A 21,403-nucleotide genomic window follows, 5' to 3' on the forward strand; every position below is an offset into this window, starting at 1 on the left:
CGTGACCGAGGGGAACGAACCAAAACCCGCCTCGAGGAGTGTTCTTCTCCGGGGTCCGAGGTGGCGCCTGGACCGTCGGCCGACAGCCAGGCGCCCGCCGAACTGCGAGCCCTCACACACCATCAATGGCCGAAGAACGTATCAGCCCACCGTCGGGAACGCCACCGGGCTCCGCAGCCCGCCGGCGCCCACCGCCCGCAGCCCGAACTGGACGTTGTCCTTCGCGATCGGCAGCGTCACCGTGGTCACGTCGCCGACCGGCAGCGCCTCGGTCCACACCGGCGACGTGGTCTCGCGCAGCACCACCTCGTAGCCGGTGAGGCCGGCGTCGTCGCCGCGGGTCCAGGTCAGGGTCGTGGTGTTGACGCCGGAGAAGCCGGCCGGCGGGGTGGTGAGGATGACGACGTCCTTCGGGGTGCCGGGGCCGGAGGCCAGGGACCACAGGGTCGCGGCGTTGACGCGGGTGACGCGGGCCATGTACTGGAAATCGCAGAACCGCGGCAGGTCGCCGAACTGGACGCCGTTCTCGACGCGGACGTCCTGGTGTTCGTGGTCGAAGTTCTCGCGGGGCTCGGTGAAGCGGCCCGCCGGGTAGGCCAGCTGGAGGTAGGACAGGTGGTCGCTGCCTCGCAGGTAGCGGTCGCGGCGCCAGACCACGCGGATGGTCATGTCGGTGGCGTCGTTGACCGCCACGTCCTGGGCGAAGCGGGCCAGTTGGCGGGACGGGCCGTCGTTCTCGCCGCCGACCGACTGGCGGATCGCGGTCTGCGCCGGGGTCTCGGCGGTGGGGACGCCCTCGACGAACAAGCGCACCGTGTGCGGGTCCGGGGGTGTGCCGTCCCAGGCGCTGCTGGCGCCGATGATGTCGTTGCTGAACATGCCCTGCACGTCCATGCCGGCCGCCTTCATCTGCCGGGCCATGAACGCCGAGCCGTACAGGCCCTGTTCCTCGCCCGCGACGATGCCGAACACGAGGGTGCCGGGGAAGCTGCGGGTCGCGAACAGCCGTGCCGTCTCCAGTACCGCGGCCACGCCCGAGCCGTCGTCGTCGGCGCCGGGGGCGTCGTCGGTGAAGTTCATGACGTCGGTGATCCGCGAGTCCAGGTGCCCGGTGACGACGTAGACCCGCTCGGTCGGCGCGGTGCCCTTGAGCGTGGCCAGCACGTTGGTGATGGTCGTCGGCACCGGGATCCGCGAGCCCGCGGGCTGCACGAAGCTCTGCCGCTCCACGGTCATCCGCCCGCCGGAGGTGGCCGCGATCGCCTGCAGCTGCGCGAACACCCAGTTCGTGGCCGCGCCGATGCCGCGCGCCGGATCGGTCTGGCTGGACAGCGTGTGCCGGGTGCCGAAGGAGACGAGCTTCATGATCGTCGCCTCCAGCCGCGCCGGGTCGACCTGGGCCAGCAGCTCCCGCAGCGCCTTGCTCGGCTTCTGCCGGCCGACCCCGATGGGGCTCTGGCCGATTCTCGGCGCCCCGCCGGAGTCGTCCGCGCTCGCGGTCGCCGGGCCGGCGAGTGTGGCGGCGGTGCCGAGGACCGCCGCGCCGGTGAGGGCCTGCCGCCTGGTCGGGCCCGAGCCGTTGGATCCGTGCTCTGTCACGATGCGCCTCCGGGGTAGGGAGTGGGCCTCCGCTGCGGAACCTACTCACTGCCCCGTCCGACGCAACCGGCGCGCATGCTACTGAGAGTCCTGATGCCCTGTCTCCGCCACGGCGGCGTCCATCGCCTTGTCCGTCAGCTGCCGCATCCCGAGCAGCGTCAGCACCGCCAGCGGCCCCATGACCGCGAACACCGCCCGCAGCCCCAGTGTCTGCGCGAGCAGGCCGCCGAGCAGCGCGCCGAGCGGCTTGGTGCCGTACGCCACCAGCCGGTGGCAGCTGTTGATGCGCCCGAGCAGCCGGCCCGGGGTGATCCGCTGGCGCAGCGACAGGGTCGTCACGTTGCCGATCACCAGCGCCACGCCGCCGACGAAGTACGCCGCACCGATCAGATAGGCGTTCGTCGTGACCGCCGGCGCGCCGACCGACAGTCCGCCGAACAGGTAGCCCAGCGCGATCGCCCGTGCCCGGCCCAGCGCCTTCTCGGCCCGCTCGGCCACGAACGAGCCCGCCAGGCACCCGGCGGCCACCGCCGACAGCATCCAGCCGTACTGCTGCTGCGTCAGCCGCATCGCGGAGGCCTGACCCACCGCGTAGAGCACCAGCACCGCCTGCGCCGCGCTGCTGGCCAGGTTGAACACGCCGGTCATCACCGTGATCGTGCGCAGGGGGCGGTTGCGGGCGAGGTAGCGCAGCCCCTCGGCGACGTCTCCGCGCAACGTGGTGCGCGTCGTCGCGGCCCGGGTCTTGAACGTCCCGCGCACCAGCAGCAACAGCGCGAGCGCCCCGGCCCACAGCCCGACCGGCGCCCCGATGGCGATCCCCACCCCGGCCGCCACCAGGAACCCCGCCAGCGGCGGCCCGATGAACTCGAACGCCGTCATCTCCGCCGCGTACAGCAGGCTGTTGGCCCGCTCCAGCTGATCGCGCCGCACGATCTGCGGCAGGATCGCCTGCGACGCGGTGTCGTAGAAGGTCTCGGCGGTCCCGGCCAGCAGCGCCGCCGCGTAGAGCAGCCAGATCGAGCCGCCGCCGGCCAGCAGCGCGACGAGCAGCACCGCCACCAGGCCCGCGCGGACCGCGTTCGCTCCCAGCATCAGCACCCGCCGGTCCACGCGGTCCGCGACCGCGCCGGCGGTCAGGGCCAGCAGCAGCCACGGCAGCGTGAACGCGAAGGTCAGCCCGGCGATCAGCGCCGGGGAACGGGTGTACTGGATCGCCACCAGCGGCAGGGCCACCTTCAGGATGCCGTCGGCCAGGTTCGACGCCGCCGCCGAGGTCCACAGACGCCGGAAATTTGCGCCCAGGCGGGTGGTGGAGAACCCCGGATCGATGGAATCTATCGCATCGATGGAGTTTTCAGGGGTGACCGAGGTCGATGGGGCTGCCGACGCGGTCCGAGCGACCGCCGGGATTGGCCCTTTGACCTGGGATTTTCTCGCGGCCACGGGCATCGTGTCGATCGCTGTGTCCTCGCCCATAGAGCGATAATCACACATCGGTGGAGAAAACTCCATCGCTGGGCGGGGCTGCGATAGGCGGCCGATGGCCGGCCGATGGGCGCGCGCCGGACGGTGGTCGCACCACGAACGGACAGCACTCACGAGGAGGTGTTCGTGCCATCCCGCGTCGAACTCCGCAGCGACACCTTCACCCTGCCCTCGGCCGCCATGCTCCGCGCGATGGCCTCCGCCGAGCTCGGTGACGACGTCTACGGCGAGGACCCCACGGTCAACGAGCTGGAGGCGCTGGCCGCCCGGACCCTGGGCAAGCCGGCCGCGTGCTTCCTGCCCAGCGGCACGATGGCGAACCTGGCCAGCATCATGGCGCACTGCCCGCGCGGCTCGAAGGTCATCGTCGGCGAGGAGTCCGACATCTACGTCTACGAGGCCGGCGGCGCCGCGGTCTGCGGCGGCGTCACCTACCACCCGCTGCCGATCCAGGCCGACGGCTCGCTGGCGCTGGCCGACATCGCCGCGGCGTTCCCGGCCGACCCCGGCGACCCGCAGTTCGCCCTGCCGGCGCTGCTGTGCCTGGAGAACCCGCAGAACCAGGCCGGCGCCAAGGTGCTGCCGATGTCCTATCTCGCCGACGCCAAGGCGCTGGCCGCCGAGCGCGGGATCGCCCTGCACATGGACGGCGCCCGGCTGTTCAACGCCGCGCTGGCGCTGGACGTCGACCCGGCCGAGATCGCCGCGCACGCCGACTCGCTCCAGTTCTGCCTGTCCAAGGGCCTGGGCGCGCCGGTCGGCTCGATGGCGGTCGGCGAGGCCGCGTTCGTCGCCCGGGTGCGGCGGCTGCGCAAGATGCTCGGCGGCGGCATGCGGCAGTCCGGGGTGCTGGCCGCGGCGGCCATCGTCGCGCTGGAGAACCGCGCTCGTTTGGCCGAGGACCACGCCACCGCGCGCCGCCTGGCCGCCGGGCTGCGCCGGATCGAGGGCGTCGTCGTCGACACCGACGACGTGTCGACCAACATGGTCTTCTTCCGCGTCGTCGCCCCCGGCTGGGACAACCGCGCGTTCCTCGCGGCCTGCGCCGCCGGCGGGGTCGGCTTGGCCGAGCTCGCCCACGACCAGATCCGCGCCGTCACCCACTACGGGATCGACGACGCCGACATCGACCACGTCCTCGCGGTGATCGCCTCGGTCCTGCGCGGCGCCACCCCTGCAAGCCCCCCGGCCCGGGAGAGCCATGACCACCGTGACTTCCAAGAATCCGCCCTCGCCCGTTGACGTGCGCACCGGTCTGACCCGGCGCGAGTTCTACCGCGAGTACGTCAATCGCAAGCCGGTCCTGATGAAGGGGGCCCTGGCCCACCTGCCCGCGGCCGAGAAGTGGTCGCTGGACTACTTCGCCTCGGTCGCCGCCGACCTGCCGGTGCGCCTGAAGACCGGCCGGGTGGCCGAGGGCCGGACCGAGACCGTCAGCATGGCCGACTACTGCAAGACCGTCGCCGAGTGGGAGGAGCGCGCCGCCGTCCAGGACGATCCCGGGCAGCCGCCGGCCTACCTGCACGACGTGCCGCTGCTGAGCCTGATGCCGGAGCTGCGCCGCGACCTCGACGGCTTCACCGGCGCGCTGCTGCCCCGGTTCTTCCGCGAGCAGTGGTGGGTGTTCCCGCAGTTCTTCGTCGGCCCCTCGCGCGCCGAGACGCCGCTGCACTTCGACACGCTGCTGACGCACAACCTGTTCTTCCAGTTCCACGGCCGCAAGCGGTTCCTGATGGTCTCCGACGCCGACCGCAAGCGCTGCGGCACCTACAACTGGCGCTGGTCGGCCATCGACCCGGACGCGCCGGATCTGAAGCGCTTCCCGCAGTTCGCCGGAGTGCCGCTGACCGAGGCGATCGTCGAGGGCGGCGACCTGTTCTACATGCCGCCCGGGACGCTGCACAAGGTCACGTCGCAGACCGCGTCGGTGTCCTTCAACATCGACTGGCACGACCACCGCAGCGCCCTGAAGGGCCTGGCCGCGGTCCGCGACGGCATGCCGGCCAAGAACCTGCGCTACAACGCGCTGCTGGCCCTCGGCGTCTGGGGCCGGGTGCCGTTGCGGGTCCTGATGCCCGCGCTCAAGTCCTACTTCGTCTACATCTCCTAGCCGTGCCGAACGAGGGAGTCAGAGTCAGCGATGGGGAACACACGGCCCGACGCGGCCTACGAGGCGGCGACGGCGTTCGGCACCTTCGGCGAACTGCTGCAGGGCGCGCTCTCGGACGGCACCGACTTCCTGGTCACGATGCCGATCGCGCGCTGGAGCACCGCCCGGTTCCGCTACGACCCGCACGCCCCCGACGTCCGGGTCCGGCCGGCCTCGCGCGTCAAGTCCAAGCTGCTGGCCGAGGCGCTGCTGGCCGGGCACGGCCTTCCCGGCGGCGGCCTGCTGCACCTGCACAGCGACCTGCCGGTGGGCAAAGGGCTGGCCAGTTCCTCGGCCGACCTGGTGGCCACCGCCCGCGCGGTGGCCCGGGCGGTCGGGGTGGCCGCCGACCCGGCGACCATCGAGGCCCTGATCCGCCCGATCGAGCCGTCCGACGGGGTGATGTACCCCGGCTCGGTCGCCTTCCACCACCGGCAGGTTCGGCTGCGGGCCCGGCTCGGGCACCTGCCGCCGATGACCGTGGTCGGCGTCGACGAGGGCGGCGAGATCGAGACCGTGGGCTTCAACCGCCGGCCCAAGGACTTCTCGGACCACGACAAGCACGTGTACGAGCACTTGCTCGACGTGCTCGGCACGGCGATCCGGGAGGGCGACGCCGCCACCGTCGGCCAGGTCGCCACCCACAGTGCCCGGATGAACCAGCGGCTGTGCCCCAAGCGGCTGCTGGACGACATGATCGCGGTCTGCCGCGACGTGCAGGGGCTGGGGGTGGTCGCCGCCCACAGCGGCACCGTGCTCGGCGTCCTGCTCGACGCCGCCGCCCCGGATCACGCCTGGCAGCTGGAGCGGGCCCGGAAGGCGGCCGCCGAGCTCACCGGCACGGCCTGGGTCGACCACACGCTGCCCGGCGGCGATGGCGAACCGAAAGCCCTCCGATGCCCCGGCGCCGGATGGTGCACCGCAGAGATGGCCCAGGCCCAGGTATGAGGACGGTGATCGAGTGATCAGCCAGCAGGAGTACGCACACTTCCAGACCTTCGGCTTCGTGGTGTTCCGCGGCCTGCTGAGCGCGGCGGAGATCGCCGTGCTCAAGGACGAGGCGACGACCGCGATGGCCGACGCCTACGGCGCGGCCTACCTCGACGACGGCCCCCCGGTCGCCGAGGTGCCCGCCTTCGACCTGCCGATGATGGCCGCGAGCACGCCGTTCGCGGCGTCCCTGGTGGCCGAGGACCCGCGGTTCTGGCAGGCCTCGCACCACCTGATGGGCTGCGCCACCGTGCCCTCGCAGGGCGAGGCGACCTGCTTCCGCGCCAACACCAAGTGGCACATCGACATGCCGCTGGGGCTTCAGGGCGTGAAGTTCATGGTCTACCTCGACGCCTGCAGCCGCGAGGAGGGCCAGTTGCAGGTCGTGCCCGGCTCCCACCTTCCGGAGACCCACCGCCGGTACTGGGACTACGTCGGCCAGGCCCCCGAACGCCAGGGCCACGGCTTCGACGAAGGGGACTGGCCGATCCCGCTGCACGGCCTCGACACCCGCCCCGGCGACGTGATCGCCTTCCACGCCAACCTGATGCACGCCTCCCAGGGCGGCTATCGCAGGTTCCTGTGGGACGTGTACTACTTCGCCGACCCGATCGCCGCCGGCGGCGAGCAGGTGGAGCTGGTCCGCGACGCCCTGCTGCACATGGGCGACTACGGCGACATGCCGTTCGACCGGATCAAGTACCCGGTCTGGCGGGAGTTCCGCGAGCGGGCCGAGAAGGAGCCCGCGGCGCGCACGGCCCTGCGCCGGCTGGCGCGGCTCGGCGTGCTCGACACCCCCGGCGCCGAACTCGGGAGCCCGAAGTGGGAGCCGCGCATGGGCAAGCCGGCGGTGAGCCTGACGACCGGGGCGCCGCCCACGCGGCGGTAGGAGCGGGACCGGGGGCCGACGGAAGAAGCCGACACCGGGTGTCCACCACGACGCCCGCGCACCAGGAGGGGTAGCCCGTGCTCGTCGAGCGGATCGACCGCACCGCCGCCGCCGCGCCCGACCGGATCGCGGTCGTGGCCGGCGGGGAGCGTTTGTCCTACCGCGATCTGCGCCGCCGCTCGCTGCGGCTGGGCGCGGGGCTGGCCCGGGCGGGCGTCGGGCCCGGGGCGGTCGTCGGGGTGGTGCTGCCGCGCACCCCGGCGCCGCTGGTGGCGCTGGCCGGGGTGCTGCGGGCCGGCGCCGCCTACACCATGCTCGAGTACGACGGCGCCGACCCGGACGCGGTGGTGCGGCGCAAGCTGGCCGCCGCCGACGCCGTGGTCACCACCGCCGAGCGCGCCGCGGCCCTCGCGGGCCTACCTGGCAGGATCCTGATCTACGAGGACCTCCTCGCCGCCGAGCCCACCACGGCCCTGGCCGCGCCCGCCCCCGCGGACCGCCCCGCCTACGTCCTGTTCACCTCCGGCTCCACCGGCCCGGCCAAGGGCGTGGTCGTCGACCACGGCAACCTGCGCCACTACACCGAGTCCCTGCTGACCCGCCTGGGCATCGGCGAGCCGCTGGCCTACGCCCACGTCAGCACCCTGTCCGCAGACCTCGGCAACACCTGCCTGTTCCTGCCGCTGTGGTCCGGCGGCACCGTCCACCTGGTCGCCGACCACGACCGCCGCGACCCGCGCCGCCTGATGGACTACCTGCGCACCGCCTCGATCGACGTCGTCAAGACCACACCCTCGCACTGGGGCGCCGTGTCGGCCGTCGTCGAGTCCGGACGCCGTCCCTCGCTGCGGTATCTGCTGCTCGGCGGCGAGGCCCTGGCGCCGCGCACCGCGCGCGAGATCCTGCGCAGCGGCGTCACCCGCACCCTGGTCAACCACTACGGCCCGACCGAGACCACCGTCGGCGTGGCCGTCAACGTGCTGCGATCCGAAGGCGACACCGCCGGCCCGGCCGGCGAGTCCGTCCCGATCGGCACCGGGCTGGGCCAGACCCGGCTCCTGGTCCGCACCGACGACGGGACCTGGCACGAGAAGGCCGCCACCGGCGAGCTCCACATCGCCGGCCCCTCGGTCTCCCAGGGCTACCTCGGCCTGCCCGAGGAGAACGCCAAAGCCTTCCTGCACGACCCCGAACACGGCCGCCTCTACCGCACCGGCGACCTGATCCGCCTGTCCGACTACGGCGAGGCCACGTTCCTGGGCCGGGTCGACCGCCAGGTGAAGATCGGCGGCTACCGCGTCGAGCTCGAGTACGTCGAGACCGTGCTGCGGGCCGTGCCCGGCGTGCGGCAGGCCAGCTGCCACCGGGTCGCCGTGCCCGGACGGCACGACATCCTGGCGGCCGCGGTGGTCGCCGACAGCGACGCCGTCCTGGCCGGCCTCGGCGCGGCCCTGCGCGAGACGCTGCCGGACTACATGGTCCCCCGCCGCTTCACGGCGCTGGCCGAGCTGCCGCGCACCGACAACGGCAAGACCGACGCGGTGCGGGTCCGCGAGATCCTGGCCGCCGAGCTCGCCGCCGGGGAGCGCGTTCCGCTGCCGGCCGACGAGGTCGACGGGATCGTCGCCGAGCTGTTCGCCAAGTACCTGGGCCGCGCCGACTTCGCGCCCGGCGACGACTTCTTCGACCTCGGCGGCGACTCGGTCGGCGCGATCCAGGTCGTGGCCGACCTGCAGCGCCGCGGCCACGAGGTCACCACCGGCCGGTTCCTGGCCGAGCCGACCGCCCGGGCGCTGTCCCGGCAGGTCGCGGACGCCGCCGCCGGCGGGCCGCGAGGGCCGGGGGAGCCGGGGGAGCTGGGTGCTGCTCCGGGCGGCGCGGGGGCTCCGGGCATTCCGCCGCGCGACCGGCCGTCGTCGTCGGAGGGCATCGGGCTCGCGCCGTCGCAGGCCTGGTTCCTCGGCCGGGGCTTCGCCCAGCCGGACGCCTGGAACCAGGCGCTGTGCTGCGAGGTCGACGGCCCGGTCGACGCCGAGGCGCTGCGCGACAGCGTCGCCGAGCTGGTCGGGCTGCACCCGATGCTGCGGACGGCGTTCCGCGCGGCGGGGGAGCGGTGGGTCGCCGAAGCGGTGGACGTGTCCGGAGGCTGGTTCAGCACCTCGGTCCTGGACGCCCGGGACGCGGACGAGGCCGGGCTCGGTGTCCAGCACACGATGCGCGGTCTGCAGGCGGGCATCGACCCGGAGGCCGGGCGCGTGTTCCGGGTCCACCTGTTCACCAGCGACGCGGGACCCTCGCGGCTGCTGATGCTCGGCCACCACCTGGCGGTCGACGCGGTGTCGTGGCGGATCCTGATCGACGATCTGCGGGCTCTCTACGGCGCGCGCCTCGCCGGCGGGCCGGCGCCCGGGCCGGAGGCGACGGGGTTCTGGCAGTGGCTGCGGGCGTCGGGCGCCGCGCGGGAGGCGCCGGTGACCCGCCGATCAGCGGGCACCGCCAACGTGGAGGGCTCGGCGAGCAGCGCGTGGCTGGTGTTCTCCGAGGCCGAGACCGAGCAGCTCGTCAGAGACCTGCCGGTTCCGCTCCACGCCGCTCTGCTCGGCGTCTTCGCGCGCGAACTCGGCCGCCGCCGCGCCGTGGACCGGGTGCCGGTCGACGTCGAGACGCACGGTCGCCGCACCGGCCCCGACCAGCCCGACGTCTCGCGCACCGTCGGCTGGTTCACCGCGCTGCACCGGCTCGACGTGCCCTGCGGCGCCGACGCGGTCCAGGCCGCCGCCGCCTTGCTCGACGGCCTTGGAGATCACGCGGCCGCGCCGCCGCCCGTGCCTGACACGGCGGTCGCCTGTTACAACTTCCTCGGACGCTTCGACTTTCCGCTCGACGGGCCGCTTCCGCTGCGTCCGTCCTCCCTTCCGCTCGGTCCGGTCCGGGGGCCCCGCAACGACCGCGTCTACGACCTCAAGGTGACCGCGCGCATTGTCGGCGGTCGTCTCGGCATAGACCTGTCTTTCTCCGATGCGCTCGAAGATGCCACCTCCATGGCCGCTCTCCTGACCTCCATCCGCGATGCGCTCCCGGTCGCCGGAACGGCCCGCGTCTGGATCGAACCCGGTTCCAGCACCGGCCTGCTCACCCACGTCCCCGAGTGCCCGCCTCAGCTCGCCGTCGCGTCGCGCCGTGCCTACCGCCACGTCCTGATCACCGGCGCGACCGGCTACATCGGCGCCCACCTGCTGCACCGCATCCTCACCGGCAGCACCCTGCACGCCTCCTGCCTGGTCCGCGCCGCCCACGACCGCGCCGCCGAGGCCCGGCTGTGGGACACCCTCGCCTGGTACTTCCCCGACGAGGACCTCCAGCGCCACCGCCACCGCGTCACCGCCTTGGCGGGCGACATCGGCGAACCCTCCTTCGGGCTGCCCGTATCCGCCTACCGGGCGCTCGCCGCCGACACCGACGCCGTCTACCACCTCGCCGCCGACACCCGCCTGGTCAGCCGCCGCGAGACCATGCGCCGGGCCAACACCGACTCGGTGCGGGAGGCGATCCGGCTCTGCTCGACCGCGCGGCCCAAGGACCTGCACTACATGTCCACGCTCGCGGTCTGCGGTTATGTCCCCGGCCCGGTGGCCGTCCCGTTCGCGGAGACGGATCTGGACATCGGCCAGCGCTTCCTCAGCGAGTACGAGGAGAGCAAGTTCCAGAGCGAACTGCTCGTGCGCCGCTTCGCCGCGGCCGGCGGCAGCGCCTTCGTCTACCGTACCGGCAACGTCACCGGTCACTCGGCGACCGGCCGCTTCCAGCGCAACGGCGGCGACAACCGTCTCGTCCAGCTCCTGCGCGCGCTGGTGAAGCTGGGCCGCGTCCCGGGCGGCGGCGACCAGACCGTGGTCCTGAGCCCGGTCGACACCGTGGCCGACGCCGTGTTCGCGCTCTCGACCGCGCCCGGCGGGTCCGGCGGCGTGTTCCACGTCGACGCCGCCCGCGGCGTCCCGTACCGCGCGGTCTTCGACGCCCTGCGCGACCTGGGCTTCGACCTGCGCCCGACCCCGCACGAGGGCGTGGACGACCTGGTCCGCGCACACGCCGACGTCGACGACCCCGAACTCGCCCTCGCCTACGTCTGGGCCGGCCGGGAGGACCGCAACGTCTCCTACCGCTGCGCCGCCACCCACCGCCGCCTGGACCGGCTCGGCGTCCGCTTCACCGACCTGGACCGGGCCTGGCTCGGCCGGTTCTGCAAACACCTCATCGACACCGGTGTGCTCACTCAGCGGCACCCGCACTTCATCCCATAGCGAGGGGCCCGACATGGCATCCGAACGCATAGCCGTCGTCACCGGCGCGACCTCCGGCATCGGCCGGGCGATCGCCCTGGAACTGCTGGAGGGCGGGGCGCGCGTGGTCGCGACCGGCCGCTCCGAGGGCGCGCTCAAGGACCTGGCCGCCATGGCCGAAGGCGGGTCCGGCGAGCTGCTCACGCTGATCGGCGACGTCCGGGAGACGCACCTCATGGACGAGCTCTTCGACACCGCGCGCCGGGCCTGGGGCCGTGAGCCCGACCTGGTGGTCGCGGCCGCCGGCCACGGACTGCCGGGAACCCTGCTGGACTCCGACGACGCCGGCTGGGCCGGCCTCGTCGAGGTCAACTACCTCGCCGCGCTGCGGCACCTGCGCACCGCGGGCCGCCGCATGCGAGCGGAGGCGCAGCAGGGCCGGAACCAGCAGGCCCGCGACATCGTCGTGCTCGGCTCGACCGCCGGCCGCCAGGTCTCCGCGGCGAACCCCGTCTACGGCTCCACCAAGTTCGCGCTGCACGGCGCTGTCGAGGGCCTGCGCCAGGAACTGTGCGCGCACGGCGTCCGCGTCACCTTGATCGAGCCCGGATTCGTCAAGACCGGCTTCCAGGAGCGCGCCGGCTACGACCCGGTGTGGTTCGCCCAGGTCGAGGCGGACAACGGGCCGCTGCTCACCGGTGCCGACATCGCCCGGACCGTCGCGTTCGCGGTCGGCCAGCCGGCGCACGTCCATCTCGACGACATCCGCATCCGCCCGACCCGCCAGCGGGCCTGACCCCGAAACGAAGGAGACGACCGTGTCCGAGGACAGCGGCGAGCGCCGGTTCCACGTGGTGCTCAACGACGAGGAGCAGTACTCGATCTGGCCGGCCGGCCGGCCCGTCCCCGCCGGGTGGCGGGCCGAGGGCACGACCGGGACCGAGGACGAGTGCATCACGCACATCGAGCGGGTCTGGGTGGACATGCGGCCGCGCAGCCTGCGGAACTAGCCGGGAGAGCGGGAGCCAGGGATGAATACTGAGAAGGCCGACCTGTCCGCCGCAAAGCGGGAGCTGCTGCGCCGGCGTCTGGCCGGGACCACGGGGGGCGGCGGGGGCATCCCGCGGCGCGGCAGCGGGCCGGAGTGCATGTCGCCGGTCCAGCACGCGATGTGGGTGACGAACCAGTTCCTGGAGACGAACGCGCTCTACGCGGTGCCGCGCATCCTGCACGTGCGCGGCGCGCTCGACGTCCCGGCGCTGCGCTCGGCGCTGGACGCGCTGGCCGGGCGGCACGAGGTGCTGCGGACGACGTTCCCCGAGCCGGGTGCCGATCAGACGGTCTCCGGCCAAGGAGAGGGGGAACGGCGAGCCGCCGTCGGGCGGACCGGCGCCGACAGCCCCGTCCCGCTGGCCGTCACGGCGGCCGGGAGCATGGCCGAGGCCCTGGACCTGGCCGCCGTCGAGATCGCCACGCCGTTCGACCTCACGGCCGGTCCGGTCATGCGGGCTCTGCTGATCGGTCTCGGGGACGCCGACCACCTGCTGGTCCTGACCGCCCACCACATGGTCACCGACGGCTGGTCCTGCGCCCTCATGCTCCGCGAGCTGGACGAGCTCTACGCCGCCCACGTCGCCGACCGTCCCAGTACCCTGGCTCCGCTCCCGATCCACTACGCCGACTACGCCGCCTGGCAGTCCGGACGCCTCGCCGCCGGCTTGCAGGCCGAGCAGCTCGACTACTGGCGGACGGCGCTGGCCGACACGCCCGGCGTGCTGGAGCTGCCGACCGACCGGCCGCGTCCCGGCGTCGAGTCGCACCGCGGCCACACCGTCGAGATCGAACTCGGCGCCGAGCTGTCGGCGCGCGTGCGCGGACTCGCCGGCGAGCGGCGCGTCACCGTCTACACCGTCCTGCTCACCGCCCTGGCCACCGTGCTCCGCCACGTCAGCGGCCAGGACCGGTTCGCGATCGGCTCGGTCCTGTCCGGCCGGACGGCCGCGGAGACCGAGCCGCTGCTCGGCCTGTTCGCCAACGCCGTCGCGCTGCCGATGGACCTGTCCGGGCAGCCGGCGTTCACCGCCCAGCTGGCTCGCGCGCACCAGGCCGTGCTCGGCGCGTTCGACCACGCCGACGTCACCTTCGACCAGGTCGTGGCGGCGGTGAAGGCCACCCGGTCGGCCGCGCGGAACCCCGTCTACCAGGTGCTCTACCAGTGCTTCGAAGAACGCGAACGCGTCTGCGAACTGCCCGGGCTCCGCGCCACCACGGTCGAGTTGCCCGACCCGACCGCGAAGGTCGACCTGACCTGTACGGCGGTCAACCGTCCCGACGGCATCGGGGTGGCTCTCAACTACGCCACCGACCTGTTCGGCGAGGACACGGTCCGGCGCTTCGGCCGCTATCTGGTCACCGTGCTCGACCAAGCGACCGCGCAGCCCGACGAACCGGTCACGGCCGCGATGATGATGGGCGCGGAGGAGATCAGGCTGCTCACTCAGGAGTGGGCGACCGCGGAGCCGCCCGCGCGCGATCCGGGCTGGGACGAGCAGACCGTCGTCAGCCTCATCCGGCGGCAGGCCGCCGCGACACCCGGCGCCCCGGCCGTCATCGACGAGCACACGATGCTCACCTACGCCGAGTTCGACCGGCTCACCGACCGCATCGCGCGCGCCCTGCGGGCCCGGGGCGTCCAGAACGGCGACGTCGTCGGGATCGCGCTGCCGCGCGGAGCGTCGATGGTCGCCTCCGCCGTCGGCATCCTCAAGGCCGCCGGCTCCTACCTCTCGCTCGATCCCTCGTTCCCCGCCGCGCGCATCAGCCTCCTGCTGGAGGACGCGGCGGCCCGGATCGTCATCGGCGACACGGTGTCGTTCGACGACCTCGCCGAGGGCGACGCCGACGCCCCCGCCGAGCTGCCCGAGGTGCGGCCCACCGACCTCGCCTACGTCGTCTACACCTCCGGTTCCACCGGCCGCCCCAAGGGCATCGACACCCCGCACGGCGCCATCGTCAACCTGCTGCTCGGCGCGCGCGACGTGATCGCCACCGGGGCCGGCGACCGGTGGCTGATGCTGTCCTCGCTCGGTTTCGACGGCTCCACGCAGGAGCTGTTCCTGCCGCTGATCAGCGGTGCCGCCGTCGTCGTGGCCTCCGACGAGGCCCGCCTGGACGGCGCGCGGCTGTGCGCCCTGATGCGCGAGCACGGGGTCACCCATGCCCAGGCCACGCCCGCGGGGTGGCAGCTGCTGCTGGCCGGCGGGTTCGACGGCCGCCTGAAATACGCGGTCAACACCGCCGAAGCCCTGCCCACGGCGCTCGCCGACCAGCTCCGCGCGCACAGCGACGAGCTGGTCAACGGCTACGGACCGACCGAGATCACGGTCCACGCCACCCACGCGCACCTCGGGGCCGGCACCGAGGCGAACGACATCGGCCGTCCGATCCCCGGCGACACCGTCTACGTGCTCGACGCGGACCTGAACCCCGTCCCGCGCGGCGCACTCGGCGAGCTGTTCGTCGGGGGCCCGGGCGTGGCGCGCGGCTACCGCGGCCGCCCCGGCCTGACCGCCGCCAAGTTCGTGCCCGACCCCTTCGGGCCGGCCGGCTCGCGCCTGTACCGCACCGGCGACCTGGTCCGCTTCGCCGCCGACGGATCCCTGCGCATCCACGGCCGCATCGACGCGATGGTGAAGATCCGCAGCCACAGCGTCGAGCCCGCCGAGATCGAGGCCGCGCTGCTGGCCCACCCGGCCGTGGCCCGCGCGGCGGTGATCGCGGTCGAGGGACCGGCCGGGCGGCGGCTGGTCGGCTACGTGACACCGGAGCCGCCGGCCGCGGCCGATCCCGCGGAGCTGCGCAACCACCTCACCGGGTTGCTGCCGGGTTATCTGGTGCCCAGCCGCATCGTCGTTCTCGACGAAATGCCGCTGACCGCGAGCCGCAAGATCGACCGCGGAGCCCTGCCGCAGGTCTCGGACCTGGTCGCCGAAGAAGGTCCGGCCGGCGAGGCCCCCCGCACTCCCGCCGAGCAGGAGCTGGCCCGCATCTGGTGCGCCGTGCTGGACCTGCCCGGGGTCGGCGTGCAGGACAACTTCTTCGACATCGGCGGCGATTCGGTCGCGGCGATCCACGTCGCGGCCGCCGCGCGCGAGGCCGGGCTGCTGGTGACGCCGCGCCAGGTGCTCACCCAGCAGACCCTGGCCGACCTCGCTGCCGGCGCCGCGCCGGTGGAAGCGGCCGAACCCGTCCTTGACTCGGTGTTCGACCCCTCCGTCCTGGCCGGCGCCGGCATCGACCCGGGAGGCGTGGAGGACGCCTACCCGCTGTCGCCGATGCAGACCGGCATGCTGTTCCACACCCTGTTCCACCCCGACGCCGACGACTACGTGGTCCAGTTCGCCTACGACCTCGACGGCGAACTCGATCCGGGGTGCTGGCGGCGCGCGCTCGAGCTGGTGGTGCGGCGTCATCCGGCGCTGCGGACCACCTTCGCCTGGGACGGCCTGCCGGAGCCGCTGCAGGTCGTGTGGCGCGAGGCGCCGGTCGAGGTGACCGAGCTGGACTGGAGCGCCGAACCCGAACCGGCGTCGCGCGAGCGTCTGGCCGGGCACCTCGCCGCGGCGCGCGCCCGCGGTGTCGACCTGGAGAGCACCCCGCCTCGCCGCTTCGACCTGATCCGCCTGGCCGATCGGCGGCACCTCTTCGTCTGGCACGGCCACCACATCCTGCTCGACGGCTGGAGCGTCCGTGCGGTGCTGGACGAGGTCCGTGCGGTGCACGAAGCGTTGCTCACCACCGGTGCGCCGCCCCGGCTCCCCGCGCCGGTCCCGTTCCGCCGCCACATCGACTGGCTCCGGGCACACGATCCGGCCGTGGCCGACGAGTACTGGGACGGCGTACTGGGTGACGTCACCGATCCGACGCCGCTGACCGTGCTGCCCGCGCCCGCGCCCCCGCCGGGCGCCGAACCGGAGCAGGTCGCCGTCGAGTTCCCCGCCGACTTCACCGATGCCCTGCGCGCCTTCGCGCGCGGCCGCCGCATCACCGTCGGCGCTCTCGTGCACGCCGCGTGGGGTCTGGTCCTGAGCCGCTTCGGCGGCGGCTCCGACGTGGTGTTCGGGTCCACGACCTCGGGCCGCTCCGGCGGGCCGGCCGGCGTCGAGCAGGCGGTCGGGCTGCTGATCAACACCCTGCCGGTGCGGTTGCGGATCCCCGGGCGGACGCCGATCGGGCAGTGGCTCGACGACGTCCACGGCCAGCTGGTCGCCCTGCGGGACTTCGAGCACTGCGCGCTGGTCGACGTGCAGCGGCACAGCCGCATCCCGTCCGGACGGCGGCTGTTCGACACGATCCTGATGTATGAGAGCCGCTTGCGGCCGGATGAGCCGCTCGCGACCGGCCTGCGCGCGGCCTCGCGGCAGACCTGGGAGGCCACCGGGTATCCGCTGGTCCTCAACGTGGCGCTCGCCGACCGGCTGCGGCTGCGCTTGGACCACGACCCCGCCCACGTGGGAGCCGCCGGCGCGCGGCAGCTCGTCGAGCACTTCGAACTGGCTCTGCGCGCGTTCGTGACCGAGCCGGACCGGGTGGCCGCGGAGCTGGCGCCGCTGCCGGCCGCCGAGTGGCAGGCGACCGTCGAGGACTACAACGCCACCGGGCGTTCCTTCCCGGCCGGCCACTGCCTGCACCAGCTGTTCGAGGACCAGGCGGACCGGACGCCGGACGGCGTGGCGGTGCGGTTCGGTGCCGAGACCGTCACCTACCGCGAGCTCGACGAGCGGGCCAACCGGGTCGCGCACGAGCTGCGCGCCGCCGGGGTCGGGCGGGAGTCGCTGGTCGCGATCTGTGTGCGGCGTGGTGTGGACATGACCGTGGCCGTGCTGGGCGTTCTCAAGTCCGGTGCCGCCTACGTGCCGTTGGACCCCGAGTACCCGGCCGACCGGATCGAGTTCATGCTGGCGGACACCGCCGCTCCGGTCGTCGTCACGCAGACCGCGCTGCTGGGCGTCCTGCCCGAGTTCGGCGGCACGGTCGTGTGTCTGGACCGGGCCGTGGACGCTGAGCGGATCGCCTCTCGGGCGGGGGAGCGGCCGACGAGTATCGCCTCGCCGGAGAACCTCTCCTACGTCATCTACACCTCCGGCTCGACCGGCCGCCCCAAGGGCACGCTCATCCGGCACCGCGGCATCGTGAACTACATCTGGTGGATGGCCACCGACTTCCCGCTGGCCGAGGGTGACAAGGTGCTGCAACTCGCCGGCCTGAGCTTCGACATCTCTGTCTATGAGATGTTCTGGGCTTGGACCTGCGGCGCGACCGTGGTGTTGGGGCGTCCGGACGGCTACAAGGACCCGCAGTACATCGTCGACGTCATGGCCGGCGAGCAGATCACCGCCGCGCATCTGGTGCCGTCCATGCTGCGGGCGATGCTCCCGCTAGTCGGCGAGCCGCTGCCGCTGCGGTGGTTGTTCGCCAGTGCGGAGGCGATGACGCTGGACTTGGTGGCCGAGTGGCATCGGCGCTGTCCGGAGACGCCGCTGATGAACCTCTACGGCGCGACCGAGGTCTCGGTGGACTCCACCGCGTGGCGCTGTGATGCGGACTCACCGGTGATCTCGGTGGGGCGGCCGATTCTCAACACACGTATGTATCTGCTCGACGCCGGTGGTGCGCCGGTGCCGGTCGGCGTGCCCGGCGAGGCTTATCTCGGTGGGGCCAGCGTCGGACGCGGATATCACGGACGGCCCGGGCTGACCGCGCGGCGGTTCGTGCCCGATCCGTTCGGGCCGCCTGGGGCGCGCCTGTACCGGACGGGGGATCTGCTGCGGCGGCTGCCGGATGGAGAAGTGGAGTTCCTGGGGCGGCTCGACCACCAGGTGAAGATCCGCGGGTTCCGGGTCGAGATGGGGGAGGTGGAGGCCGCGCTGCTGGCGCATCCGCGGTTGGCGCATGCCGCGGTGGTCGCCGATCACGACGCGGCGGGGCCCACTCGGTTGATCGCGTATGTGGTCGCTGACGGGGAAGCCGCGCCGACGGTGTCGGAACTGCGCGCGCATCTGGCGTCGCGGGTCCCGGACTACATGGTGCCGCAGGTGTTCATGACGCTGCCGGCGCTGCCGTTGAACCCGAACGGGAAGGTGGATCGCAAGGCGCTGCCGGCGCCGGAGGGTGCGCGGCCGGATCTGGTGGTGGCGTTCGCGGCGCCGCGGACCGACGTGGAGAAGGCGCTGGCCGAGGTGTGGTGCCAGGTGCTCGGGGTGCGGGAGGTCGGGGTCCACGACAACTTCTTCGACCTCGGCGGCGACTCGATTCTGTCCATCAAGGTGATGGTCGCGGCGCGGCAGCGGGGCGTGGCGTTGACGCCGCGGCGGATGTTCGCGAATCCGACCATCGCCGAGTTGGCGGCGAGCGTGGAGGGGGCCGGTGCCGTCGCGGCCGTCGCGGTTCACGCCGAGCAGGGCCCGGTCGTCGGTCCGCTGCCGTTGACGCCGATCCAGCGGTGGTTCACGGAGCTGGAGTGGCCGGTGGACCATTACAACCAGGCTGTTCGGTTGGCCTGGAGTGGGCCGGCTGACGAGGCGGCTCTGCGGAACGCCTTGGCGGCGCTGGTGGGGCACCATGACGCGCTGCGGCTTCGGCTCGTGGGTTCGCAGGCTTCCGTCGCCGAGCCTGGGGAAGGTGATCCGCTGGACGTGGCGGACGTGCTGGACGTGCTGGATGTGCGGGAGAAGTCCGGTCGCGAGGCCGATGCGCTCATCGAGGCCGCCGCCGACGACCTGCACGCCTCGCTCAGCGTCGCCGACGGCCCGATGCTGCGTGCGCTGCTGGTGCGCATCGGAGCGGGTCGGCCGGACGAGGTCGTGATCACCGCGCATCACCTGGTGGTCGACACCGTCTCCTGGGGCATCCTGCTCGACGACCTGGCGACGGGGTATCAGCAGGCGTGCGACGACCAGCCGATCACGCTGCCCGCGAAGACCACGTCGTTCCAGCACTGGGCGCAGAGGCTGGCCGAGCATGCCGGCAGCGCTGAGTTCGCGGCCGAGGCGGGGTTCTGGCGGTTGCCGCGTGGCGAGGCGGTGCCGTTCCCGGTCGATGCCGACGGTGTCAACAGCCAGGGGTCGCTGGGCGAGCTCCGGGTGCGGCTCGACGCCGAGCACACCGAGGCCTTGCTGCGGTCGGCGCACACCGCTTACCGGACCCAGATCAACGACCTGCTGGTCACCGCGCTCGTCCTGACGCTCGGCGAGCATTGCGGCGTCGCTGACGTCCACGTGGACCTGGAGGGGCACGGTCGGCAGCCGTTGTTCGAGGACGTCGATCTCACGCGGACCGTCGGATGGTTCACGTCGGTCCATCCGCTGCGGATTCGGCTGTCCGACCCCGGTGACCTGCGGCACAGCATCCTGACGGTCAAGGAGCATCTGCACGGGACGCCCGGGCACGGCATCGGGTATGGCATCGCGAGGTACCTCGGCGCCGAGGTATCGCCGCGGTCCGGCTGGACCGGCCTGGGCCCGGCGCCGGTCAGCTTCAACTACCTCGGGCAGCACCACAGCGTGGCGGAGGCGGGCCTGTTCACACGGCTCGGTTCCGTGCCGGGGGCCGAGCGGGCCGCCGCGGGGATCCGGCCGCATCTGCTGGAGGTCGACGCCGCGGTGATCGACGGCGTGTTCCAGGTCGTGTGGGGGTACTCGCGGAATCTGTACCGGTGCGAGACCGTCCAGGCGCTGGCCGAGGCGTTCCTCAGGAACCTGAGTCTGCTCGTCGAACACTGCCGCAAGGCGGCGCTCGACGCGGCGCCGACGCCGGCGCGCGCGTTCCTGGACCGGCTGTCGCCCGGTGTCCCGGCGGTCGGGCTGCGATTGCGGCGGCACGGCGTCCCGGGCGCGAGCTTGGCACTGGTCGCCGACGGCGAGGTGGTGGAGGCCTGGGGCGAGGGCGTGGCCGATGCGGTGTCCGGGGTTCCGGTGCGGCCTGACACGGTGTTCCAGGCCGGGTCGGTGAGCAAGCATGTCACCGCGGTCGCTGTGGCGCGGCTGGTCGACGAGGGAGTGGTCGACCTTGATGAGGACATCGACGCTTACCTGCGGTCTTGGCGGTTGCCCCGTGGGGACTCGAAGCGGCGGCCGGTGACGCTGAGGATGCTGCTGTCGCACACCGCCGGGCTGAGCCTCGACGAGTTCGGGGGCGCCGGCGCACGCCGGGCTGACCGTCCGGTGCCGAGCTTGCTGGACGTGCTAGAGGGGCGTGCGCCGGCTGAGACGGCGCCGATCAGGCAGATCGGTGCGCCGGGGGAGTATCGGTACTCGGGTACGAACTTCGTGGTGGTGGAGCAGGTGCTGCAGGACGCGGCCGGTGAGCCGTTTCCCGAACTGATGCGTGATCTGCTGTTCGGCCCGCTGGGACTGCGGGACAGCGGGTACGGGCCGGCGTTCGTCGCTGCCAGGGATCGTGATCGCGAAGGCCGGGTCGCCGTCGGCCACGATGTCTCCGGCGCGCCGATCCCTGGCCGGTGGCGCTTGTATCCCGCCGCTACCGGAGGCCTCTGGACCACCGCCGCCGACCTGGCCAAGATCGCTGCCGAGGTCCAGCGGGCCCAGGCCGGCGCCGGGCCGGTACTGCTTGACCAGTGGGCCGCGCAGACGCTGCTCAGCGAGTCATCGGCAGCCGCATACGGGCTCGGGACAGTTGTGCGCACCGCGGCTGACGGCGTCCGCTGGTTCGGCCATACCGGCGCCACGGAGGGCTACCGCTGCTATACGGCGGTCGGCCTGGAGCCCGGCGCCGGGATCGTGCTGATGTCCAACAGTGATGCGGGCAGCGAACTGGCCATCGATCTTCTTCTTGAGACCGGGGCCGGGTTCCACGCCTGGGCCGAGCAGACCCTCGACGATCGGAGAGGGGAGGTGGCTGCGGGATACGGAACCGGGTGAGTTGATGGGTGGATGGGCCCCGGCGCGTTGCCTTGCGCGCCGGGGCTTGATCGGGGGCGGGGGCGGGGGG

At 73.0% G+C, this 21,403-nt stretch carries 10 protein-coding genes; 8 read left to right on the plus strand and 2 right to left on the minus strand.

Features of this window, described 5'->3' with window-relative positions; translation table 11 throughout:
* Nucleotides 1-141: 141 nt before the first annotated feature.
* Together ABD466_RS40345 and ABD466_RS40350 are read right to left on the minus strand one after the other, a co-directional pair.
* Complete coding sequence (locus ABD466_RS40345; RefSeq protein WP_344662584.1) at nt 142-1,599, minus strand: M28 family metallopeptidase; 1,458 nt, start codon at nt 1,597-1,599, stop codon at nt 142-144.
* Nucleotides 1,600-1,677: 78 nt separating this feature from the next.
* Nucleotides 1,678-3,078: an MFS transporter gene (locus tag ABD466_RS40350; RefSeq protein ID WP_344662585.1), complete on the minus strand. Its 1,401-nt coding sequence runs from the start codon at nt 3,076-3,078 to the stop codon at nt 1,678-1,680.
* A 135-nt stretch (nt 3,079-3,213) separates the two neighbouring features.
* On the opposite strand from ABD466_RS40350, the gene ltaE reads away from it, so the two are divergent.
* From ltaE to ABD466_RS40390, 8 genes are all read left to right on the plus strand, one after another.
* Nucleotides 3,214-4,329 (plus strand): low-specificity L-threonine aldolase, encoded by a 1,116-nt coding sequence (gene ltaE, locus ABD466_RS40355; RefSeq protein WP_344662586.1) that lies wholly within the window; start codon nt 3,214-3,216, stop codon nt 4,327-4,329.
* Nucleotides 4,289-5,197, plus strand: a complete 909-nt coding sequence (locus tag ABD466_RS40360) for a cupin-like domain-containing protein (protein WP_344662587.1) — start codon at nt 4,289-4,291, stop codon at nt 5,195-5,197. The genes ltaE and ABD466_RS40360 overlap by 41 nt, the downstream gene beginning before the upstream one ends.
* A 30-nt stretch (nt 5,198-5,227) precedes the next feature.
* On the plus strand, nt 5,228-6,184 hold the full coding sequence (locus ABD466_RS40365) for a GHMP family kinase ATP-binding protein (RefSeq protein ID WP_344662588.1): 957 nt from the start codon (nt 5,228-5,230) through the stop codon (nt 6,182-6,184).
* A 13-nt stretch (nt 6,185-6,197) separates the two neighbouring features.
* Nucleotides 6,198-7,115: a phytanoyl-CoA dioxygenase family protein gene (locus tag ABD466_RS40370; protein WP_344662589.1), complete on the plus strand. Its 918-nt coding sequence runs from the start codon at nt 6,198-6,200 to the stop codon at nt 7,113-7,115.
* A gap of 77 nt (nt 7,116-7,192) precedes the next feature.
* Entirely contained in the window at nt 7,193-11,416 is a 4,224-nt protein-coding gene (locus ABD466_RS40375; RefSeq protein WP_344662590.1) for an AMP-binding protein, read from the plus strand.
* Between the two features lie 13 nt (nt 11,417-11,429).
* Nucleotides 11,430-12,191 carry an SDR family oxidoreductase gene (locus ABD466_RS40380; RefSeq protein ID WP_344662591.1) on the plus strand — a complete coding sequence of 254 codons (762 nt, stop codon included), beginning with the start codon at nt 11,430-11,432 and terminating at the stop codon, nt 12,189-12,191.
* A 22-nt stretch (nt 12,192-12,213) separates the two neighbouring features.
* Entirely contained in the window at nt 12,214-12,405 is a 192-nt protein-coding gene (locus ABD466_RS40385; protein ID WP_344662592.1) for an MbtH family protein, read from the plus strand.
* A gap of 21 nt (nt 12,406-12,426) precedes the next feature.
* Nucleotides 12,427-21,333 (plus strand): non-ribosomal peptide synthetase, encoded by an 8,907-nt coding sequence (locus ABD466_RS40390; protein WP_344662593.1) that lies wholly within the window; start codon nt 12,427-12,429, stop codon nt 21,331-21,333.
* The last annotated feature ends 70 nt before the right edge of the window (nt 21,334-21,403 follow it).

It is taken from the genome of Catenulispora subtropica (assembly GCF_039531675.1).
Classification (GTDB): domain Bacteria; phylum Actinomycetota; class Actinomycetes; order Streptomycetales; family Catenulisporaceae; genus Catenulispora; species Catenulispora subtropica.

Coding starts and splice junctions, on each gene's coding strand:
- ABD466_RS40350 (WP_344662585.1), bottom strand. CDS start 3,078: ATGGGCGAGGACACAGCGATCGACACGATGCCCGTGGCCGCGAGAAAA.
- ABD466_RS40360 (WP_344662587.1), top strand. CDS start 4,289: ATGACCACCGTGACTTCCAAGAATCCGCCCTCGCCCGTTGACGTGCGC.
- ABD466_RS40365 (WP_344662588.1), top strand. CDS start 5,228: ATGGGGAACACACGGCCCGACGCGGCCTACGAGGCGGCGACGGCGTTC.
- ABD466_RS40380 (WP_344662591.1), top strand. CDS start 11,430: ATGGCATCCGAACGCATAGCCGTCGTCACCGGCGCGACCTCCGGCATC.
- ABD466_RS40390 (WP_344662593.1), top strand. CDS start 12,427: ATGAATACTGAGAAGGCCGACCTGTCCGCCGCAAAGCGGGAGCTGCTG.